Origin of the sequence: Collinsella sp. HCP28S3_E12 (genome assembly GCF_052065595.1) — a bacterium.
Classification (GTDB): domain Bacteria; phylum Actinomycetota; class Coriobacteriia; order Coriobacteriales; family Coriobacteriaceae; genus Collinsella.
This window is the reverse complement of sequence record NZ_JBQHTS010000002.1, coordinates 138,991-157,597: the sequence shown is the minus strand read 5'-3', so window position 1 is coordinate 157,597 and position 18,607 is coordinate 138,991. Positions and strand designations below refer to the sequence as shown.

General features: G+C 45.7%; 15 protein-coding genes and 1 tRNA gene. 5 read left to right on the top strand and 11 right to left on the bottom strand.

Annotation, left to right across the window (positions count from 1 at the left end; all coding sequences use genetic code 11):
- The first annotated feature begins 52 nt into the window (after window positions 1-52).
- Window positions 53-1,177: a UDP-galactopyranose mutase gene (gene glf / locus ACTNBY_RS01490; RefSeq protein WP_441063102.1), complete on the top strand. Its 1,125-nt coding sequence runs from the start codon at window positions 53-55 to the stop codon at window positions 1,175-1,177.
- 151 nt (window positions 1,178-1,328) lie between these two features.
- On the opposite strand, the gene ACTNBY_RS01485 is transcribed toward glf, so the two are convergent.
- The 3 genes from ACTNBY_RS01485 to ACTNBY_RS01475 all read right to left on the bottom strand — a co-directional run bounded on the left by ACTNBY_RS01485 (window position 1,329) and on the right by ACTNBY_RS01475 (window position 3,085).
- Window positions 1,329-1,405: transfer RNA gene (locus ACTNBY_RS01485), tRNA-Arg, on the bottom strand.
- Window positions 1,406-1,459: 54 nt separating this feature from the next.
- Window positions 1,460-2,227 (bottom strand): ABC transporter ATP-binding protein, encoded by a 768-nt coding sequence (locus tag ACTNBY_RS01480; protein ID WP_117776189.1) that lies wholly within the window; start codon window positions 2,225-2,227, stop codon window positions 1,460-1,462.
- 12 nt (window positions 2,228-2,239) lie between these two features.
- Window positions 2,240-3,085 (bottom strand): ABC transporter permease, encoded by an 846-nt coding sequence (locus ACTNBY_RS01475; RefSeq protein WP_441063101.1) that lies wholly within the window; start codon window positions 3,083-3,085, stop codon window positions 2,240-2,242.
- Between the two features lie 161 nt (window positions 3,086-3,246).
- On the opposite strand from ACTNBY_RS01475, the gene ACTNBY_RS01470 reads away from it, so the two are divergent.
- On the top strand, window positions 3,247-4,176 hold the full coding sequence (locus tag ACTNBY_RS01470) for a glycosyltransferase family 2 protein (RefSeq protein ID WP_441063100.1): 930 nt from the start codon (window positions 3,247-3,249) through the stop codon (window positions 4,174-4,176).
- Between the two features lie 31 nt (window positions 4,177-4,207).
- Here ACTNBY_RS01470 and ACTNBY_RS01465 read toward each other — a convergent pair whose 3' ends face one another.
- Window positions 4,208-6,052: a glycosyltransferase gene (locus tag ACTNBY_RS01465; RefSeq protein WP_441063099.1), complete on the bottom strand. Its 1,845-nt coding sequence runs from the start codon at window positions 6,050-6,052 to the stop codon at window positions 4,208-4,210.
- A gap of 169 nt (window positions 6,053-6,221) precedes the next feature.
- On the opposite strand from ACTNBY_RS01465, the gene ACTNBY_RS01460 reads away from it, so the two are divergent.
- Window positions 6,222-8,093, top strand: a complete 1,872-nt coding sequence (locus ACTNBY_RS01460) for a glycosyltransferase (protein WP_441063098.1) — start codon at window positions 6,222-6,224, stop codon at window positions 8,091-8,093.
- A gap of 40 nt (window positions 8,094-8,133) precedes the next feature.
- A complete protein-coding gene (locus tag ACTNBY_RS01455) occupies window positions 8,134-10,143 on the top strand; it encodes a DUF6541 family protein (protein WP_441063097.1) in 2,010 nt (669 codons plus the stop codon).
- A 291-nt stretch (window positions 10,144-10,434) separates the two neighbouring features.
- Here ACTNBY_RS01455 and ACTNBY_RS01450 read toward each other — a convergent pair whose 3' ends face one another.
- The 7 genes from ACTNBY_RS01450 to ACTNBY_RS01420 all read right to left on the bottom strand — a co-directional run bounded on the left by ACTNBY_RS01450 (window position 10,435) and on the right by ACTNBY_RS01420 (window position 17,345).
- On the bottom strand, window positions 10,435-11,520 hold the full coding sequence (locus tag ACTNBY_RS01450) for an acyltransferase family protein (RefSeq protein WP_441063096.1): 1,086 nt from the start codon (window positions 11,518-11,520) through the stop codon (window positions 10,435-10,437).
- Between the two features lie 145 nt (window positions 11,521-11,665).
- A complete protein-coding gene (locus tag ACTNBY_RS01445; RefSeq protein ID WP_441063118.1) occupies window positions 11,666-11,971 on the bottom strand; it encodes a DUF2304 domain-containing protein in 306 nt (101 codons plus the stop codon).
- Window positions 11,972-11,994: 23 nt separating this feature from the next.
- On the bottom strand, window positions 11,995-12,687 hold the full coding sequence (locus ACTNBY_RS01440; protein ID WP_441063095.1) for a glycosyltransferase family 2 protein: 693 nt from the start codon (window positions 12,685-12,687) through the stop codon (window positions 11,995-11,997).
- Between the two features lie 215 nt (window positions 12,688-12,902).
- Complete coding sequence (locus ACTNBY_RS01435) at window positions 12,903-13,802, bottom strand: glycosyltransferase family 2 protein (RefSeq protein ID WP_441063094.1); 900 nt, start codon at window positions 13,800-13,802, stop codon at window positions 12,903-12,905.
- Window positions 13,795-15,036 (bottom strand): lipopolysaccharide biosynthesis protein, encoded by a 1,242-nt coding sequence (locus ACTNBY_RS01430; RefSeq protein WP_441063093.1) that lies wholly within the window; start codon window positions 15,034-15,036, stop codon window positions 13,795-13,797. Before ACTNBY_RS01430 ends, ACTNBY_RS01435 begins: the two co-directional genes overlap by 8 nt.
- A complete protein-coding gene (locus ACTNBY_RS01425) occupies window positions 15,029-16,177 on the bottom strand; it encodes a glycosyltransferase (RefSeq protein ID WP_441063092.1) in 1,149 nt (382 codons plus the stop codon). The genes ACTNBY_RS01430 and ACTNBY_RS01425 overlap by 8 nt, the downstream gene beginning before the upstream one ends.
- Before the next feature lie 13 nt (window positions 16,178-16,190).
- Window positions 16,191-17,345, bottom strand: coding sequence for a glycosyltransferase (locus ACTNBY_RS01420; protein WP_441063091.1), 1,155 nt, complete (start codon window positions 17,343-17,345; stop codon window positions 16,191-16,193).
- Between the two features lie 91 nt (window positions 17,346-17,436).
- Here ACTNBY_RS01420 and ACTNBY_RS01415 point away from each other — a divergent pair, with 91 nt between their 5' ends.
- A complete protein-coding gene (locus ACTNBY_RS01415) occupies window positions 17,437-18,600 on the top strand; it encodes a glycosyltransferase family 4 protein (RefSeq protein ID WP_441063090.1) in 1,164 nt (387 codons plus the stop codon).
- The last annotated feature ends 7 nt before the right edge of the window (window positions 18,601-18,607 follow it).

Sequence of the window (18,607 nt, the reverse complement as noted above, 5' to 3'; positions counted from 1 at the left end):
CTTGTCCCGAATCTTTAGTAACTGTTCGATTGCCATACAAAGGAGCATATCCATGTCCCAGTACGATTACCTCGTCGTCGGCGCCGGCCTTTCGGGCGCCGTCTTTGCCAATGCCGCCAAGCGCGCCGGCAAGTCGGTCCTGGTCATCGACCGCCGCGACCACATCGCCGGCAACATCTACACCGAGGACGTCGAGGGCATCCAAGTCCACCGCTACGGCGCGCACATCTTCCACACCTCCATGAAAGACGTCTGGGACTACGTTAACCGCTTCGCCGAGTTCAACAACTACGTCAACTCGCCGGTCGCCAACTTCCACGGCAACATGTACAACATGCCCTTTAACATGAACACCTTCGCCAAGATGTGGCCGGGCGTCGTCACGCCGGCAGACGCCAAGGCCAAGATCGCCGAGCAGGTGGCCGCCGAGAACATCGGCGAGCCGCAGAACCTTGAGGAACAGGCGCTGTCGCTCGTCGGCCGCGACATCTTCGAGACGCTCGTGAAGGGCTACACCGAGAAGCAGTGGGGCCGTGATTGCCGCGACCTGCCCGCGAGCATCATCAAGCGCCTCCCCTGCCGCTTTACCTACGACAACAACTACTTCAACGACCGTTACCAGGGCATCCCCATGGGCGGCTACACCAAGATGGTCGCCAACATGCTCGAGGGCATCGAGGTGCGCTGCGGCGTGGAGTACAAGGAGCTGATCGCCGCCGAGCCCGATATCGCCGCCAAGACGATCTACTGCGGCCCCATCGACGCGTTCTACGACTTTAAGCTGGGCACGCTGGAGTACCGCAGCCTGCGCTTTGAGACCGAGACGCTCGATGAGCAGGACCACCAGGGCGTGGCCGTAGTCAACTACACCGAGCGCGAGATCCCCTACACGCGCATCATCGAGCACAAGCACTTTGAGTTCGGCACGCAGGACAAGACCGTTATCACGCGCGAGTACCCGGCCGACTGGAAGCCCGGCGACGAGCCCTACTACCCCATCAACGACTCCAAGAACGAGGCCCTCTACAAGCAGTACGAGAAACTAGCAGCACAGGAGGGCGACGTGATCTTCGCCGGTCGCTTGGGCGGCTACAAGTACTACGACATGGACAAGGCCATCGCCGCCGCCTTCGAGCTCGTCCGCAACGAGCTGGGCGTGGAGCCGACTGAGGCGTAAGACCACAACAGCCAAAGGCTGATAGCCATTCTGGGATGTAGAAAGTCCGGTGCAGCATCGCTGCATCGGACTTATTGTTGAGGGAGCACTGCGCGCCCACGTGCCCAAAAAGCAAAGACCCGGCATTAAACCGGGTCTTCAAAAACTCATATGGTGCTCCATGGCGGATTCGAACCGTCGACCTTGGGATTAGAAGTCCCCTGCTCTATCCAACTGAGCTAATGGAGCATAAAAGCCGCGCGTCCAAGCGGGTACAAGTTCACACGGCTAATAAATTATAACCTACTTGAACTGGTCGTGGTACGCCTTGCAGACCTCATCCACGGGACCATCCATGCGTAGATCGCCCTTCTCGATCCATACGGCACGCTGGCAAATGCGCTCAACCTGCTCCATGGAGTGAGAAACGAACAAAACCGTGACGTCGCCACTCTCGATAAAGTGCTGAATGCGGCGCTCGCACTTCTGCTGGAAAAAGACATCGCCAACAGAAAGCGTCTCATCGACGATGAGGATATCGGGCTCGGTAATCGTGGCGATAGCAAAGGCAATGCGCGCAACCATACCCGAAGAGAAGTTCTTCAGCGGCATGTCAACGAAGTCTTTAAGCTCGGCGAACTCAATGATCTCGTCAAAACTAGCGTCAATAAACTCCTTGGTATAGCCAAGCAGCGCACCGTTCAGATAGATGTTCTCACGTGCGGTAAGCTCCGGGTCAAAGCCGGCACCGAGCTCAATCAGCGGTGCAATATTGCCATGGACCTTAACCTCGCCTTCGCTGGGCTCCAAAACGCCAGCGATGATCTTGAGCATCGTAGACTTGCCGGAGCCATTGGTGCCAACAAGACCAACGACCTCGCCGCGATGCACGTCGAACGAAATGTGCTTAAGTGCACGGAACTCCTCAAAGAACAGCTCGTGCTTGGCGAGCTTAATAAAGTACTCCTTGAGGTTTGTAAGCGACTCAGACGCCATGTTAAAGATCATGGTGACGTCTTTGACCTCAACAGCAAGGGGCTGCTTGCTGTAATCAATAGCAGATTCAGTCATGAACAGCACTCCTTAGATGTAGAGAATAAACTTGTGCTCGGTCTTATGGAAGACGGTATAGCCAATAGCAAGGGCAAGAACAGCCCAAACAACACACAGCCCAAAGGTAAGCGCAGAAGGCACGGTATTAAACAGGAAGATATCACGCATAAACTGGAGATAGTTGTACATGGGATTGACAACCACGAGCACCTGAATCCAATGTGCCATTTGGCTGATGTAATCGGTCGTCCAGAAAATAGGCGTCAGATACATCCAGGCCGTAATGACGACGGTCCACAGATGCATAACATCGCGGAAAAAGACCGCCAGCGCAGACAGCATCATGCCCAAGCCCATGCAGAAGCACATAAGCAACAGCAAGCAAACCGGCAGCAGAATTAAATGCCAAGTAGGGACCACGCGGAAAAAGAGCATAACAAGGGCGACGGCAACCAAAGAGAAGGAAAAGTTGACAAGAGAGAACAGCACCTTCTGCACCGGGAACACCCAGCGATGGACCTTAACCTTCTTGAGTAGCGAAGACGCCCAAATAATGGACATGAGTGCCTGGTTCGTCGACTCAGACATGACGGAGAACGTAATGTTACCGACAATCAGATACAACGGATACATTTCGGGCGTAATTGATCCATTGCGGCTCTGGCCAAAAATCGTCGAAAACACGATCGACATAACAACCATCATCAGCAGCGGGTTAAGCACGGACCATGCCACGCCCAAAACACTGCGACGATATTTGATTTTAAAATCTTTGGTGACAAGCTGCTTAAGAATGAACTTGTCCTTTTCAAAATCATTTTTAGCGTGAGAGGCCGGTTTAGCCACCGCTTTCTGACTCTCTACATTGTCAGCCACGGACCATCTCCTTGTCTCGTAAAACATAACAGTGGAAAGTATAGCCCTCCCACGTTGACGATAACCCACCGCAACAAATCTGGAGAACTAACCCATATCTAATCAAAGGGGCAGGCGATAGGTATACTTTCGACCAGATGAGTCATTAAAGGAGGTCCTACATGGACTATTCGAATACCGCCGTCATAATCCCCTGTTACAACGAAGCGCTGACGATTGGCAAAGTTATCGACGATTTTCATCGAGAGCTGCCCGGCGCAGTTGTCTATGTTTACGACAACAACTCTTCCGATGACACTTCGCATATCGCCAAGCAGCACGGGGCTAAGGTGCGCCACGAGCCCAGGCAGGGCAAAGGCAACGTGTGCCGTCAAATGTTCCGCGATATCGATGCCGAGTGCTACTTAATGGTCGACGGCGACGATACATACCCCGCCGAAGCTGCCAAGTCACTCTGCAATCCCATCCTTAACGGCGAAGCAGATATGACCGTTGGCGATCGCCTATCAAACGGCACCTATGCCGAGGAGAATAAACGAGCCTTTCACGGCTTTGGCAACAACCTTGTTCGTGCCATGATCAAATGGATTTACGGCTACAGCTTTGACGACGTGATGACCGGCTACCGAGCCATGAGCAAGCCCTTCGTCAAGACCTTCCCCGTATTGAGCGAGGGCTTCCAGATCGAAACCGAGCTCTCCATCCACGCCGTCGATCACCGCTGGCGCATTCAGGACGTGCCGGTGGAGTATCGTGATCGCCCCGCCGGCTCCGAATCCAAACTCAATACGGTCAGCGATGGCATCAAAGTCATCGCAATGATCGGAACGCTCTTTAAAGACTATCGTCCGCTCAAGTTCTTTAGCCTTATCGCGCTCATCTTTGCCATCATAGGGCTCGCCCTCGGTATACCAATCGTCGCAGAGTACTTCCAGACCGGATTAGTCCCCCGCTTCCCCACCGCAATGCTCGCCGTCTCGTTCATGTTCCTATGCGGTCTTAGTCTGGCAACGGGGCTTATCCTCGACTCGGTTGCGAAGGTCGAAAGAAAGCAATGGGAGCTACAAGCCTATAAAACCTATTCGAAATAAGATGAGGTCCGGACTTAATCCGGACCTCATCTTATTTAAGACCCAAATACTGTTCCCAGAACTCTCGTGAAGCCATGTACGGCATGGCATCTTTCCATGTCCTCCTGACGCTCTTGCCTTCTTTGCGATAGCGTGCCATCAGTTCGTGCTCTCGACGGCGAATACTCTTGAACCGCGCTCGGTCCATCGTGCGAACCGATCCCTTCTCGCGGGTCGGATCAAGAAAGACCAGCGTCTTGCAGCGCGTCGAGTTGCCCTCAAGCGTACAGCTGCCGTTCTTTACTACATAGCCAGCTTTCCCGCGCAGCAGCGCATCGGGAAGATAATGCTTGTCGTAAGGAATAGATCTCCAATACTTCATAAACTTCGAAGGATGGAATTCCAGATTAACATTAGCGAGCACTTGCTCCGTAACCCCGGCCTTGCGAAGAAGCTCTGGATCCATTTCGGAAACAGGAATCAGCTTTTCGTTTAACTTACCCTTGCCGATCATCGTCGCGGCGCCATCAAGCTTCTGGAGATACTCAGGGCCACGCAGATAATCCTCAAAGCCATCAAGAATAAACTCGGCAGCCTGATAGTCCATATCGCGCAAGTTCTGACGTACCCCTCGCTGAATACGAAGGACAAACATCTTCTCATCAGCACAATCATCGAGAGCAATCATGGCAAAGAAGTTACGGAAGTACTGGTAGCAATCAACCGAAGCGCGGAAACGCCCCTCAAAGCTTGCATGCCACACGCAAATGCAATTCATGGTCATGTAGACAGGCTTATTGCGCATGCCAAACTCAACGTCGTCGCAGCGAATAAAGAAAGGCATGGGAAGGCCGTTCTTTTCGATAGCCTTCACCGGAATGCAGCTATACCACCAGGCTCCGTAAGCCTGGTCAACCTCGACGTTTGTACGTTCGTTTTCGAGGATATCGGCCAGCTTGCCAACATTCAGATCCTCTTTTACGCGACGATAGGCGCCAGAAGAAGCCACATATGAAACATCCTCGAACTGGCGGGTGGGATCTTCCATCGAAAGCATGGCACCGTTAATAAAAGCATCCTTATATTTGCCTTTAGCAAGAGAGAGGAGATTGAACGTACGAATCAAACTCTCGGGCATGATGGAAACATCATCGTCCATCAAAATGATATGGGTGAACTGACCAGGAGTTTCAGTGGCTGCCATCATTCCGCGCGAAAAACCTCCTGAGCCACCCGTGTTGGGATTCGGGAGCACGGTAACCAACTTGTCAGATAGTGCCGCGGAATCGAGGGTCTGCCCATTATCGACAACAAACATGTGGAAGTGGTCGTGGATTGGGCCGTCCTCTTTTGAGATGCCGGTTTTAACGAGATCGATGTTGGGAATGATATATTTCTCATTTTTAAACGTTGTCGTAGACAAAGCGAGGTCAACACGATTTACCTCGTCCTCATCCACGGTTGCGGTATAACAGCCCTTAACCAAAGTCGCGGTAGTCGATTCCACGGAGGATACAGAGAACCCAATAAGGTCAAAATTCTCCAAACAGACACTAATGGCCAACGAACTCGGTCCATTCTCAGTAGAAAAAGGGGCCTGTTTAATTTGTACTGGATCGAGTGACCCATGTTCTACGCCATAAATGCGCACAAGTCCCGATCCATCAAGAACCAAATTCAGACAGACCTCATCGAGCTGCGCGTATTGTCTCCATTTCAAAGCGGACAATCCGTTGACATACGTCATAAAGTCAACGGTTCCATCTATCTGCAAGCAGCCCCCCGGAAGGGTGCGCACAATGCCGCCGCGTTCAACCCGATAATAGAGCTCCGAGTGGGAAATCGCGTGGTCATCAACGCAGCGCACTATGTTGGCTAACTTATAATTAAGTTTCAAAATAAACTCCCATACTTACCTTCAAGAAGATACAAGCAATCACATTATCGCCTAAATTGACTGTAAGTCGCACACTTCTGCAGGCATCTTCAACACCTTATGGATAATGTGAAACATCGCGTATGTCTATATAATGAATCAAGATTATTTACAAGAAATGGAGATTTAAATGCCCCTGATGAAGTTCGCGAATGTACTCTTGGAGCACAACGCACGCGCGGTCAATTATCCCTCTTTGTATTGTCGTTCAACTCAACCCGTTGTCTTTCTTCCCGATAGTGATGCCTGGGAGCTCCACGGAGAAGGCGAATATGACTTCAGCACTTATTTCAACGCGCTTTCGATTAATAAACTCAATACTTATACAAACGCGCAAAAGTATTATTTGCACCTCGAACTTAAGGGTGCTTCGTGCGAGGTAGTACAAACGACCTCTGATAGATTCTCATCTAGTCCGATTGTTCTTGATGCAACAAAAAGAACCGTAGAGAAATCCGACTCCTTTACCGCCCTAGATATCGAATTAACGACGAACAAAGATACGATACTGGTCGGGTTTATCATTCGCACCACGGGTCCTGTACAAATTAAAAACAGCTATTACTCGGTCTCGACCGATCAACCGCTAAAAGAAATTGAGCTTGTCTTAGCGACTACAACATTCAAGAAAGAGAAGTACATCACATCAAATATCGACTTAGTAAAGTCGGAGATTCTTGATAGCGCCGATCCAATCGCCGACCACTTTAATATGCACGTAATAGATAATGGCAGAACGCTCGATTCATCAGCCTTGGAAAACGAACACATCCACATTCATCCAAACCAGAACGTTGGTGGCGCAGGCGGCTTCACTTACGGAATGATTCTTGCCAAGGAGCAGAAACCGAAAGCAACTCACGTTCTACTTATGGACGACGACGTGGCCGTATCTCCGGAGAGCATCAAGAGAACTTATAACCTGCTAAGGATAGTGAACAAAGACTATTCCGAAGCGATGATTAGCGGCGCGATGCTTAATTACGGCATTGCAGATCAACAGTGGGAAGACACTGGCTATATGACTCCCCTCGGCTCTTTCTCCCCCGCAAAACAGCCCTTATACCTATCCCGTTTTGAAGACATTGTTTATAACGAGACGTTTAGAATCCCTAAAAACATTCGAGACACCAACGCCCGTTACGCGGCATGGTGGTACTGCTGTATACCGATAAGCACAATTGAAGAGAACGGATTGCCACTTCCCTACTTTGTTAGATGTGACGATGCAGAGTACGGCGTTCGATGCAATAAACCCTTTATGACGATGAACAGCATCTGCATCTGGCATGAAAGTTTCCATGTTAGATACAACGCGGCGGTCGAGCGCTACCAAACAACGAGGAACACGCTTATTGCCAAATTCACCACTGGATTCGGAGCAAACTCTGATTTCATGTACGAATTAAAAAATAACGTTCGACTCGAGCTCAAAAAGTATGGTTATAAAAATGCCAGCCTAGTTCTTGATGCATTCGAGGACTTCATGAAAGGACCCGATTTCTATAGCGAAATCGGAATTGCCGAGAAAACGTTCATGGAGGCAAATAAAAAGAAGGAAGCAATGGTTCCCTTCAGCGAGCTAGAGAAACAAGCTCGCGAGATGGGAATTGAAGGCTTTTCCATTGATGATATTGATAGACAATTGATTGCGGGAGACAAGCCACGATCGATTTCGCAAAGACTGATTGATTTTATTACCGATAATAAACAGAGGATACTAACCGGAGATGGTTCTGGATTTGCAGTCATACCTGTACACGGTTGGGAATATCCCGCCGGAGCAATCCGGGGGAAAAAGTACCTTATCGTTATTGACTGGTACAACCGAATGGGATGCATAAGGACAAAAGACGCCGAGAAGTACGCCAAACTTCTTAAGCGCTACAAAGCCGATGTTAAACAATATAAGAAATGTGAGAAAGAACTCGCTGAAGCCTACTCTAATAGCAGACCAACCGTCACATCAGACGAGTTTTGGAAAAGATATCTAGGAATCTAGATCTGTCAATTATGCTGATCCACTAGCTGATTGGACTTTCGTGGCTATCGCTATTGCTTTTATTACAATTACTTTTTCCATATTCGCACCTGGCTATTTATTAACCAAATGCCTCGGATACGACAATGTAAAATCGATAGCGATAGCACCTCCTGTTAGTTGCTGCATTCTCCTAACTTTAGGAGTAGTTCTTCATATACTCAGTATTAATGCAGGCATCATATCGATGCTCCTAATTCCAACGGCCGCTTTGCTTGTAATCTATTCGCTCATAAAACATAGATACGATTCCTCTAACAACAAAGCAGATCAACTTCTCATCCTGAGTCTTTACGTGCTTATTGGTATTCTATTGGTTCTCTTAGTTCTATTTAAGCACCAGCATGGCCTTGACGCATTTCAACCAGACAATGACAATGCGACTCATTTAGCCATAATTAAGAACATGGCATCGAGTAAAATCTTATCAGTCTTATCCACAAGCGCTTATTTTGATACCTCAGTCAGCCCGGATATAAATACTGCAGGTGTTTTTTACCCTTCTATATTCCATTTACTCGCAGCACTTTCGATTCTTACTTCAGGCGTAACTGTCCAGGCTGCTGAAAATATAACAGCTGCAGTGATTATCGCAATGGTATATACGTCGGGTTGTTATGCGCTGTTCAGAGCAATTGAACCCAACAATAGAAACTTAACAATCGCTGGCATCGTTGGCTGCCTTTTAATCGTGGGATTTCCATGGAGGTTCATTGTATGGGGCCCGTTATACCCCAATTTATTGTCACTTTCCCTAATTCCCGCAGCGCTCTCAGTGGAGATTGAAATCTGCAATGCAATTAAAGAAAATAAACTGGATTTGTCTCAAGTTCTTTTGTTTTTGCTGACGGTAATTGCAGTATGCGGATCACACCCAAATGGACTCTTTACCCTTGGTGTACTTAGTATTGGATTATTGTCTGACACCCTTTTTAGTAAAGTAAAGGCTGCTACTAAAAAGAGGAAGTTCATTCCAGTATTTGCCACGCTGGGCTTCCTTGTCTGCGTCATAGCCATATGGACCATCTGTTTTCTGCTTCCAGCATTTCAGGGCGTTGTAAACTACAAATGGCCCGCAAATCAATCCTTACACAAGGCAGTCATTTCCCTTTTATTTTTTGGGTTTACCCGAGATTCCGGCGATCCTATTTTGCTAATTCTGATCTGCATCGGAATAGCACACGCAATGCGAAGAAAAGAATTTCGCTGGATAGTTGTTTCTTATCTGCTTACCGCATTCATGTTTATTACTGCAGTAAGCTGTGATGGAGTAGTAAAACAATATCTTTGTGGTTTTTGGTACTGCGATCACAATAGGATTGCGGCCTGCACATCTTTAGCTGCTATGCCCTTAATCTGCATTGGAATAGCTTCAGTATTTTCATTATTGGAGAATACTGTATCGAATTGGCACAGCATAAAAACCAAAGGAACGCCAATAATAAAACTGAGCGTATCGGTTTTGATTATCCTGGTAGTCTGCTTCCCGTTTTTCATTGATAATTATCTAGGCTATCCAACAACTTTTCAAGACTACACGAGGCTTCTTGATTACAAGTTTGACAAAAAGTCTCCAAGTGTTTATTCATCTGATGAAGTAGACTTTGTTGAGAAAGCTGACAAGCTCATTAAACCTGAAACAAAAGTCATCAACATTCCATTTGATGGAAGCTGCTTTGCTTATGATATTCAAGATTTGAATATATATTATCGAGATCCACACATTAGCGGCGCAAAGGGTACTTCGGAGACAGAACATAGCTGGCTCTATAGAAAACAGTTATCAAATTATCTGAACTGCCAGCAAATCAGAGATGCACTTAAGAATGACCATATTGAATATGTTTTGATGCTTGATGACGGAGACTCTAAAGATGAACCAGAAAGATTCTTTATAGGTTATAACGAAAATGATTGGAGCGGCTTAGCATCGATTAACGAAAATACACCCGGTTTTAGCCTTGTCTTAGCAAAAGACGATATGAAACTATATAAGATTGATTTTCAATAGCTATATTGAATATTCAATCGCCTGAACACTGCCGAATATCGCGAAACATCACCGACATTTTTACACTTGGGCGCCGGGACCGACATTGGCCCCGGCGCCCTATATTGCTAGCGGCCGATCTGACGGCGCTTTATTATGTTTGTCTCGCCCGTGCAACCCAGACCGTGCCGTACACGATCCTGCGACAGCATGGAAACCGGAGGAGATGAACGAGTTGAAGGTCGAATAGGGAAACCGGAAATCGCACGGAGCCGGATCGACCAATTTATAAAAAATTCTTGATGGTACCAGCTATTTAGCAGCTTGGGCTTTAGACATCAGAAACTGAATCAAACGTCGCAATAACACAGCAATGCAGACGTCAGCAAGTATTCGAACAACAAGCACAGCAAGCCACGCCAACCCTTGGCTACGAGCGCCGATCGCTTCTACGATTTGCCCCCACCTTAATATGTCATCTTCTGCAACATGAATCATCAGTACATACAGCGTAAGAGAGCCCAACCGCCTAAGGGTTTGCCATAATTTTGAGGATTTATGCCCTCCCTGTTCGATCAACGCCAAAAACAAAATGAGGCACAGAGAGCTTGCAATTGCGCCAACAACATTGCGAACAAAATCAACAACTGACCTTCCGTAATCACACATGGCCATCGAGAATCCATTAAAACCAACAACAGCCCAGAGCCAGACGGCAAACAACGCAGGAATTACGAATTCAGCACCGATTTTCTCCGTAAACCAGCCACGTTTATTTGCATAAGTTCCCAACATTACAAAGGGAACGGCGCACAATCCACTTTGAATATCGAAAGGAAGGAAGACTACGTGAGCAGAAAGTAGTCCCAAAAAGAAACACAGGATGGAAAGCAATATCGGTCGTTTTGTCTTAAACAGTTTGATCGCAATCATTCTCGCCCAGAATAACGCAAGAAGAAACCATGTTCCACCGATACGCACACGCAAAGGCCAAACTGCAAGTTCAGCCGAGGGGACATCGCCCGCGCCATACACGCTAGCAGAGAGCCAATCCTTGAAGAGTTGCTTCGTTGATCCCATATCATGCAGAAAGAGGTTTGATGCGCACATAAAAGCGATTATGAGAATTGAAGAAACCGCATAAGGAATGATCAACGCCCTGACCTCCTTTGCAAGATCATAACGTCTATCGACATGTAAGAAATAACCACTCGTTACGAAAAAGACTGGTAGATGAAAAGTAAACGCCGAAGCGAATATGAACTGTGCTCCGGTGCCTAAGCCCAAAAAGCGAATCGCAGTATGGCCTGCGACGACCGCGATAATTGCAAGTGCCTTGGCAACGTCAATAAACTCAATCCTGTGCTTAATTTCTTTATTCGAAATACTTGATGCCAATTGAATCCCATCTATCGAAGCACGCATGACGTGCGAGGGCGCGAACAGCCGAAATTACTAGCGTGAACGCAGTCTACGCCCCGTCAAATTATCATAACAAAACAGGCAGTATGGTAACGAACGCTCCAATATCAAACAGCAAATGCTATTTATCTAAAGCAACCGCCTGAACAAGAGAGTTTAACCGTTCCTCCAACTTGGCCAAGCGCAGTGAATTGCAGAAATCCCGCACAACGAGAACAGCAATCACATACAAAAAAACTAAGTTCGAAGGCGAAACAAAACCAAAAAGAGCCGAGCAAGTGATTGCTATTTCAGGAAAAATGCCAAGAATCACAAAGCTCAAGCTAAACAGCAGCCAAAAAAGAGAATCCAGAGCTTGCATCTGGGACTTCTTAAGCTTTCGGACTACAAATAGCAAAACAACAGCAGCGCTGACAATAAGCAACACACGAAGTGATATAGACACAACAATCACCTAAACCACTGAACAATAAGAAGCGTTACGAATACCCGGAGCATGTACTGTATGGATTTAACCGGATTTAAGTAGCTCTCCCCACCTTGACGATCACGCATCGAAACCTGAACTTCGGAGACCGAGTACCCCTGCTTTAAAAACAAAGCAATTGATTCTGGCTCGGGATTAAGAGTGTTGTCGTAATAGTATCTTTCGAGTACAGAGCGATTAAACAGTCTGAAGCCAGATGTGGGATCACTAATGCGACGACCGGTCAGCATTTTAATCAAAACAGTAATCATGCGTGAACCAACCATGCGCATCGATTTATCTTTGCGGACAGTCAGGAACCTAGAACCGATGACGATATCGGAACCAGTATTTTCCGCCTTCTCAACAAGAGCAGCCAAATACTCCGGGCGATGTTGCCCGTCTGCATCAAATTGGATCATATAGTCGTATCCATGATCAACGGCATATCGAGCTGCAGTCTGAAAACCAACTGTAAGGCCACAGTTAATTGGCATGTTAATGACCTTGCAATCTAACGATTTGCATATTTCACCCGTACGATCGGACGAACCATCATTGACGATAATGAAGTCAACCTCTGGAGCAACCGAACGGAGCTCTGTTACTGTGCCTTCGATGCACTCTTCTTCATTATATGCAGGAATCGCAATAAGCACGTTCGATTTAAAAGACAACCGAGCACCATTCTCTCATGACAAATAAGTAGGACCTGAACATTCATTCTATAAATCTTATTAACAACCATGTCGTGCTGTTTTATATTTTCATTGCTTCAGCCAATTACACGATCGGGACGCCAATGGCACTTAACAAGCTGCAATATACCTTAAAAGGAACATTGACCCAGCATGTTAGAAAATAGTTTGATTTATTAGCTGAAAGACAAGTCTCAACGTTTACCATCCTCCATTAACATGTAATATGCTATCCAAGAAGGCAAATAACATAAAATAGCAAGAAGTTTGTGATCACTTTTCCTATAACTTCTCTTTCTATAAGCTATGCGATAGGCCGCCAATAATAAAGTCATTTGATAGCATTTTTGAATGAAATGCTTAGACATATTCAGGCTTAACTCTTTAACAAGAATGTAACCCAATGGATTTTGTCTAATTAAGGAATATGAATTATCAGTGAGACCACCTTCTTGGTAAGTGCCTAAAACTAAAACTTGATTAACGAGACTCATTTTATAATGTTGGGCAATTGTATAGGAGACGATTCCTTCGGAAATAAATTTCTCGCCTTCAACTACTGGATATGGATATCGCTTTAATAAATTAGTTTTATATATTTGCGCCGCATCACCTTTGAACCCATATTCATAGTATAAATCCCAAACATTAACCTCTGAAAGGCCACTGGGCATCCAAGTTCCAAGAGGCGAATCGACCGCTGACCCACGCAAAGCGATAACTCCAGCGATATCGTCATCATTCCAAATAGATCTAAAGTAATGCGCGACGACTTCAAGAGCATTTTCAACAAGCCAGTCATCAGAGTCCAAGCCAAAAAAGATAGGACAATCGCAATGATCTAAGGCTAAATTCGTCGCTCTTTGTTTTCCGCCATTTTCCTGAAAAAAATATCGTATGGGAAATGAAGCTATATCTGATAAATTCTCTACAACTTCCTTCGTATCGTCTGTTGAGCCATCATCAACAATCAGCCATTCAAAATCATCGAAAGACTGTCTCGTAAGACAATCGAAAATACGTCTCAAATAGCCAGAACGATTGTATGTTGGGGTAAATACACATATATAAGGCATAGAACCTCTCTCAAACAAAATGGCTTCTCAAAGCCACAAGAAGAAAAACAGCCATCCCCGCAACGCTTGCCAAAGCGGATGCAATGCAAACAAACGTAACGCCATTCATATCAAAAACCAAAATTAATGGAAATGCAACAACAGAGGCAATAATGGCAATGACGCTACCACAAAATGCACCTCTGAATACGCGAATCGAAATGAGTAAGTCATTCATAAACCACATGAAGCCCGTAAGGACCGCGAGAACAATCAAGGGGTACAGCAGGTACACGTAGTCGTGCATTTGCGTACCGTAGAGCAAGACCAACACTTTTTCGCCGAGACAGGTAACTCCTAGCATTGAAACGAAACAAACGCACGTCATTCCTGCTATACAACGAAACATAAGGCTTCTAAACATCTGATCATTTTTGTCATTATAGCTTTCAGCAAAATAAGACAGCAAAGGATTGTAGATATATGAAGCTCCCATCTGAATTATCGCAACGGGAGCAGCGGCGGATGCGTAGATTCCTAAATACGAATCCCCAAAATGAGATGCCAAAATTTGACGCGGCAGAGAAGCGGCAGAACTTGCTGCAACCGCGGCGATAACAATAGGGAAATAACAAATCAATAGATGGCGCGCCTTTGACCACGAAATCCCTAGCTTCAAATGTTCAAACGCGGTAGTGCGCGGATAATCATAAATTACGCCGATGGCGGCCATCAAAAATGCCAGGAGTATGAATGTGACAACAAGATTATGGCTGAAATAATAAAAGGTTGAAAATCCAATCACAGAGAGAAGACCCTGAAGAATTAGAGACTTTCCAATAAAATCCATTCGATGATTGCTTTGATCACAAGCGTGAAAAACATCTATCGTCAGAGCTAATAACCTGTAAATGGAATAAACAATTGTAATTAAAACCGCATAAGGCGATACAGTCATCACCGCATACACAATGAGTAAAACAAAAGCAATTGCATTAGTAAGAAGCCGAAATGACAGATATTCCCCGAGAGAATTTTCACCGGTTGTATCACTAATTTGGATCGTATACATACGATACTGGCTAATAGGAGAAAACACGCCAAATATAGCAACAGCCAGAGAGTAAAGACCGGCATCATCAAAGCCTGTAGAAAGACGTACAACAAGAATGGATATTAGCCACTGACATCCAAGATTAACTATAGATCCTATAGCATTCCAGGCCATGTTAGCGCGAATCGATAACGGTTCATAATTTGACTGATTAATCACAAACGGAATCCTTGCTCATACAACTAATCAAAACGTTTCTAATCAAGGTTGCCGATTGACCTATTCCAAAACCACAATCAGCAACCTCTTGGGCGCAAAGCTCCCTATTTTTTGGAGTAAACTCCAAAAGACCAATGGCGGCGTGTGCCCAAACTTTAGGGTCGTCAGAAACCGAAAGGCGTCGACAATAAGGCATAGTCGACACCATTTGAGGAGAATTCTCAGTAATCACGCAAGGAAGACCAGACGCCTGAGCCTCCAGGGCCGCCAAACCGAAACCTTCGAAAAGCGACGGGAACAAAAAGCAATCCATAGCACAATACAATCTATTCGTCTCAAGAGACTGACCAGTAAATAGTACCGATTCTGACAATCCAAGCTCTCCTACGTAATCCTGTACAGATTTAAGGCCTTTTCCATTACCGACCAGTAGGAGCTTAGATTTCCGATCGCCCATTTCTTTATGAATCTCAGCAAAAACGTCAATCAAAAACATATGATTCTTCTCTGGATTGAATCTCCCGACGTGTCCAAACACCGTCTCGTCGTTCTCAATCCCAAGCTTTTTTCGGATTTGAATACGTGTATTTGGGTCAAAAAGATAATTATTGGTATCAATAGCGTTTGGAATAATAGCGACATCATTCACAAAGCCGCTCTTCGCTGGAAACATGAATGATCCAGCCTCTTCAGAACATGCAACCAGGGATGCTGCGTACCGCAGAACTCGTCTTTTATGCAAAAAATGCAAGGTGCCATTGATGGTATTTCCCATATTTTGAGAGCTATGGGCATGCAAAACAGTTGGAACAGAACAACGATGTGCCTCGATCACAGGAGTTATATCACTCAGAGTGCAGACATTGAACCAGAAACAGTCAAACGCATTGTGCTCAAACAGTTCTTTTAGCGCACTTCTATATCCAAAGGGATTCTTCAAACGGCTGGGGACAACAAAACACCTAGCCTCATAGTCCATTTCATTAATAAATGAAGAACCCAGAAATGGTGGCACTTTATCGATAACGAGAAAATCAAAAATAATTGATTTATCTTGACGATGAATTTCTCGAGCATAGCTGAGAATAAAAGACTCGACTCCGCCCATCAAGGAACTCAACCCGAAAACAAGGACACGCATTTAATACATCCAATCAGATTGCTACGTGATCTAAATACAGCGCAGTAAGGAAGCCAGCGGCACACGTAATATCGAAACCGGATTCCCCCACATAATTAACTCCATCGATTCGATCCGAGTCTGCACGAATTGGCTCATCGACCATTCTCTCAGCCCACACAGACGTGCTGTTTAGACTATCCATCTTATAAGCGTAGGGGCTACAAACCGCCATATCAGGCAGAGCGGGTGACAGGATGCAAGGAAGTCCAGAGGCCTGTGCCTCAATAGCAGCTATTCCAAGACCTTCCCACTTTGACGGAAAAACAAACAGGTCCATGGCCATCAACAAATCAGGAATATCCGACCGCACACCCAGAAATACAACTTTGTCGCGAATATTTAAGTCAACTGCAAGCTGTTCCATGTCATTACGAAGAGGACCCCTGCCTATAAGAAACAAGCGCCCATCAAATTCACCGCCGCCGCACTTTGAAAAAGCCTTCAACAAGAATTCGTGATTTTTTTCATCTGAAAAACGCCCAATATGGCAAATGGCTTTCTGTTCAGGAGCTATGTCAAGATCACGCCTCATGGAAGATCTCGATTTAGATGAAAACTTATAGCGTTTAACGTCGATACCGTTATTTAATACGGAGAAACGATTGCTCGCAACAACCGCCTTGCCAAAGCGGTCCACACCCGCCTCGCGAGAGCAAGCTAAATAGTAGTCAGCAATATAACGAGTGGGATATGAGAATAAGCGGAAACCAATTTCAAGAAGTGAAAGACTTGGATTTGTATTATGGCTATGTGCGATACAGAATAATCCAAATTTCTTTGCTTCTTTAATTACAAAGCAAGCGGATGAACCAATATGCACATGTACCGCACAGTAGTTATGATGCGAGCGGAAAAAATCACGGCACTGTTTTATATACGAAACGGTATTAATCCCATTCAGACGATCGATGGAAAAAATCGACCCACCCAAAGCGCGAATTTCAGAATCAAAATCACACTCTCTAGTTTCGTGGACAAGAAAATCAAATTGCAAAATGGACCTATTGATATTTCGATACACATTCATAATCAACGTTTCGGCGCCGCCTCTATCCATTGCGCCTATCACATGAAGAACCCTGCGAGGACAATCGCTATTAACAGGATCCATGCTTTTAACGATCAAGAGATTTCCCTCCGAATGAATGTTTTGCACTGATTATACTAATAGTCGAGGTAACTAACCGAACAATCAATTTATGGAGCTGTTTCATTATATGGGCGACAATTCCTACATTTGCATTTTCTCGGCACTATTTGAACCGCATGTCGGTGGAGTTGAAGCTTACACAAAAGGTCTAGCAACTGCGCTCGCAAAGAAGGGGAATAAAGTCATCGTAGTTACGATGAATACCGAATCTGCTTCGTCAGAGGATGTAATTGATTCTATTAAGATTCTAAGACTCCCTTGCTACAACTTGCTTAAAGGCAGATATCCATTCCCAAAAATGAACGCTGATTACCGCAAAGCTTGGAAAACGCTCGAGTCCCTTAATATCGAGCGCGTTATTATTAACACTCGATTTTATCCTCTAAGCATTGAGGCTGCTCGATTTGCATCGAATGCGGGGGTTCGGCCCATAGTTATCGAACATGGCTCTGCGTATTTAACTCTCGGAAACCATGTCATCGACCCGTTTATTCATCGAGTGGAAAATATACTTATCAATCGGATTAAAAAATACGATCCCTGCTTTTATGGCGTTTCGAAAAAAGCAAGTGAATGGCTTTCTCAGTTTGAAATCACAGCCGAAGGAGAAATACATAACGCGATAGATCATGTCCAGTTTCGCAGCAAATCCAGTGGCCGGAATTTCAGAGAAGAATTTGGAATCGGTAGTGATTCAGTTTTAATTTCATTTGCGGGACGGCTTGTTCCGGAAAAGGGCGTTTTGGAGCTTATCGAAGCTGCCAGGTTGCTCGAAGAAAACCCGGCAGTTTGCGGCGGTAAGCTTACAATTGCAATCGCGGGTACTGGCCCGCTTTTTTCAAAGTCAGAAAAGATTAAACCCGATAATACGATCTTACTTGGGGGGCTATCCAGAGAAGACTTAGCTTCTTTAATGCTGCAATCTGATGCATGCTGCCTCCCTTCGCGGTCTGAGGGCTTTTCCACAGTCTTACTAGAAGCTGCAGCTTGCGGTACTCCCCCTATTGCGACGGACGTTGGCGGAATGCAAGAAATTGCACCCAATAACCAGTTTGGAATCCTAATTAGCTCAATGCGGCCCATGGATATAGCTAACGGCATTCAAGCAGCTTGTTGTTCAGAAATTGGACTAAAACAAATGGGCAAGAATGTCAAAACGCGCGTTGAAAATAAATTTACATGGAGTGAAACCGCAAAAGAAGCGATATCTGCTATGGAACACGCTAAATAATAAAGCG

What these genes read in the sequence shown, in the direction of transcription:
- glf (WP_441063102.1), top strand. Translation starts at nt 53, where the DNA reads ATGTCCCAGTACGATTACCTCGTCGTCGGCGCCGGCCTTTCGGGCGCC.
- ACTNBY_RS01480 (WP_117776189.1), bottom strand. Translation starts at nt 2,227, where the DNA reads ATGACTGAATCTGCTATTGATTACAGCAAGCAGCCCCTTGCTGTTGAG.
- ACTNBY_RS01470 (WP_441063100.1), top strand. Translation starts at nt 3,247, where the DNA reads ATGGACTATTCGAATACCGCCGTCATAATCCCCTGTTACAACGAAGCG.
- ACTNBY_RS01460 (WP_441063098.1), top strand. Translation starts at nt 6,222, where the DNA reads ATGCCCCTGATGAAGTTCGCGAATGTACTCTTGGAGCACAACGCACGC.
- ACTNBY_RS01425 (WP_441063092.1), bottom strand. Translation starts at nt 16,177, where the DNA reads ATGCGTGTCCTTGTTTTCGGGTTGAGTTCCTTGATGGGCGGAGTCGAG.
- ACTNBY_RS01415 (WP_441063090.1), top strand. Translation starts at nt 17,437, where the DNA reads ATGGGCGACAATTCCTACATTTGCATTTTCTCGGCACTATTTGAACCG.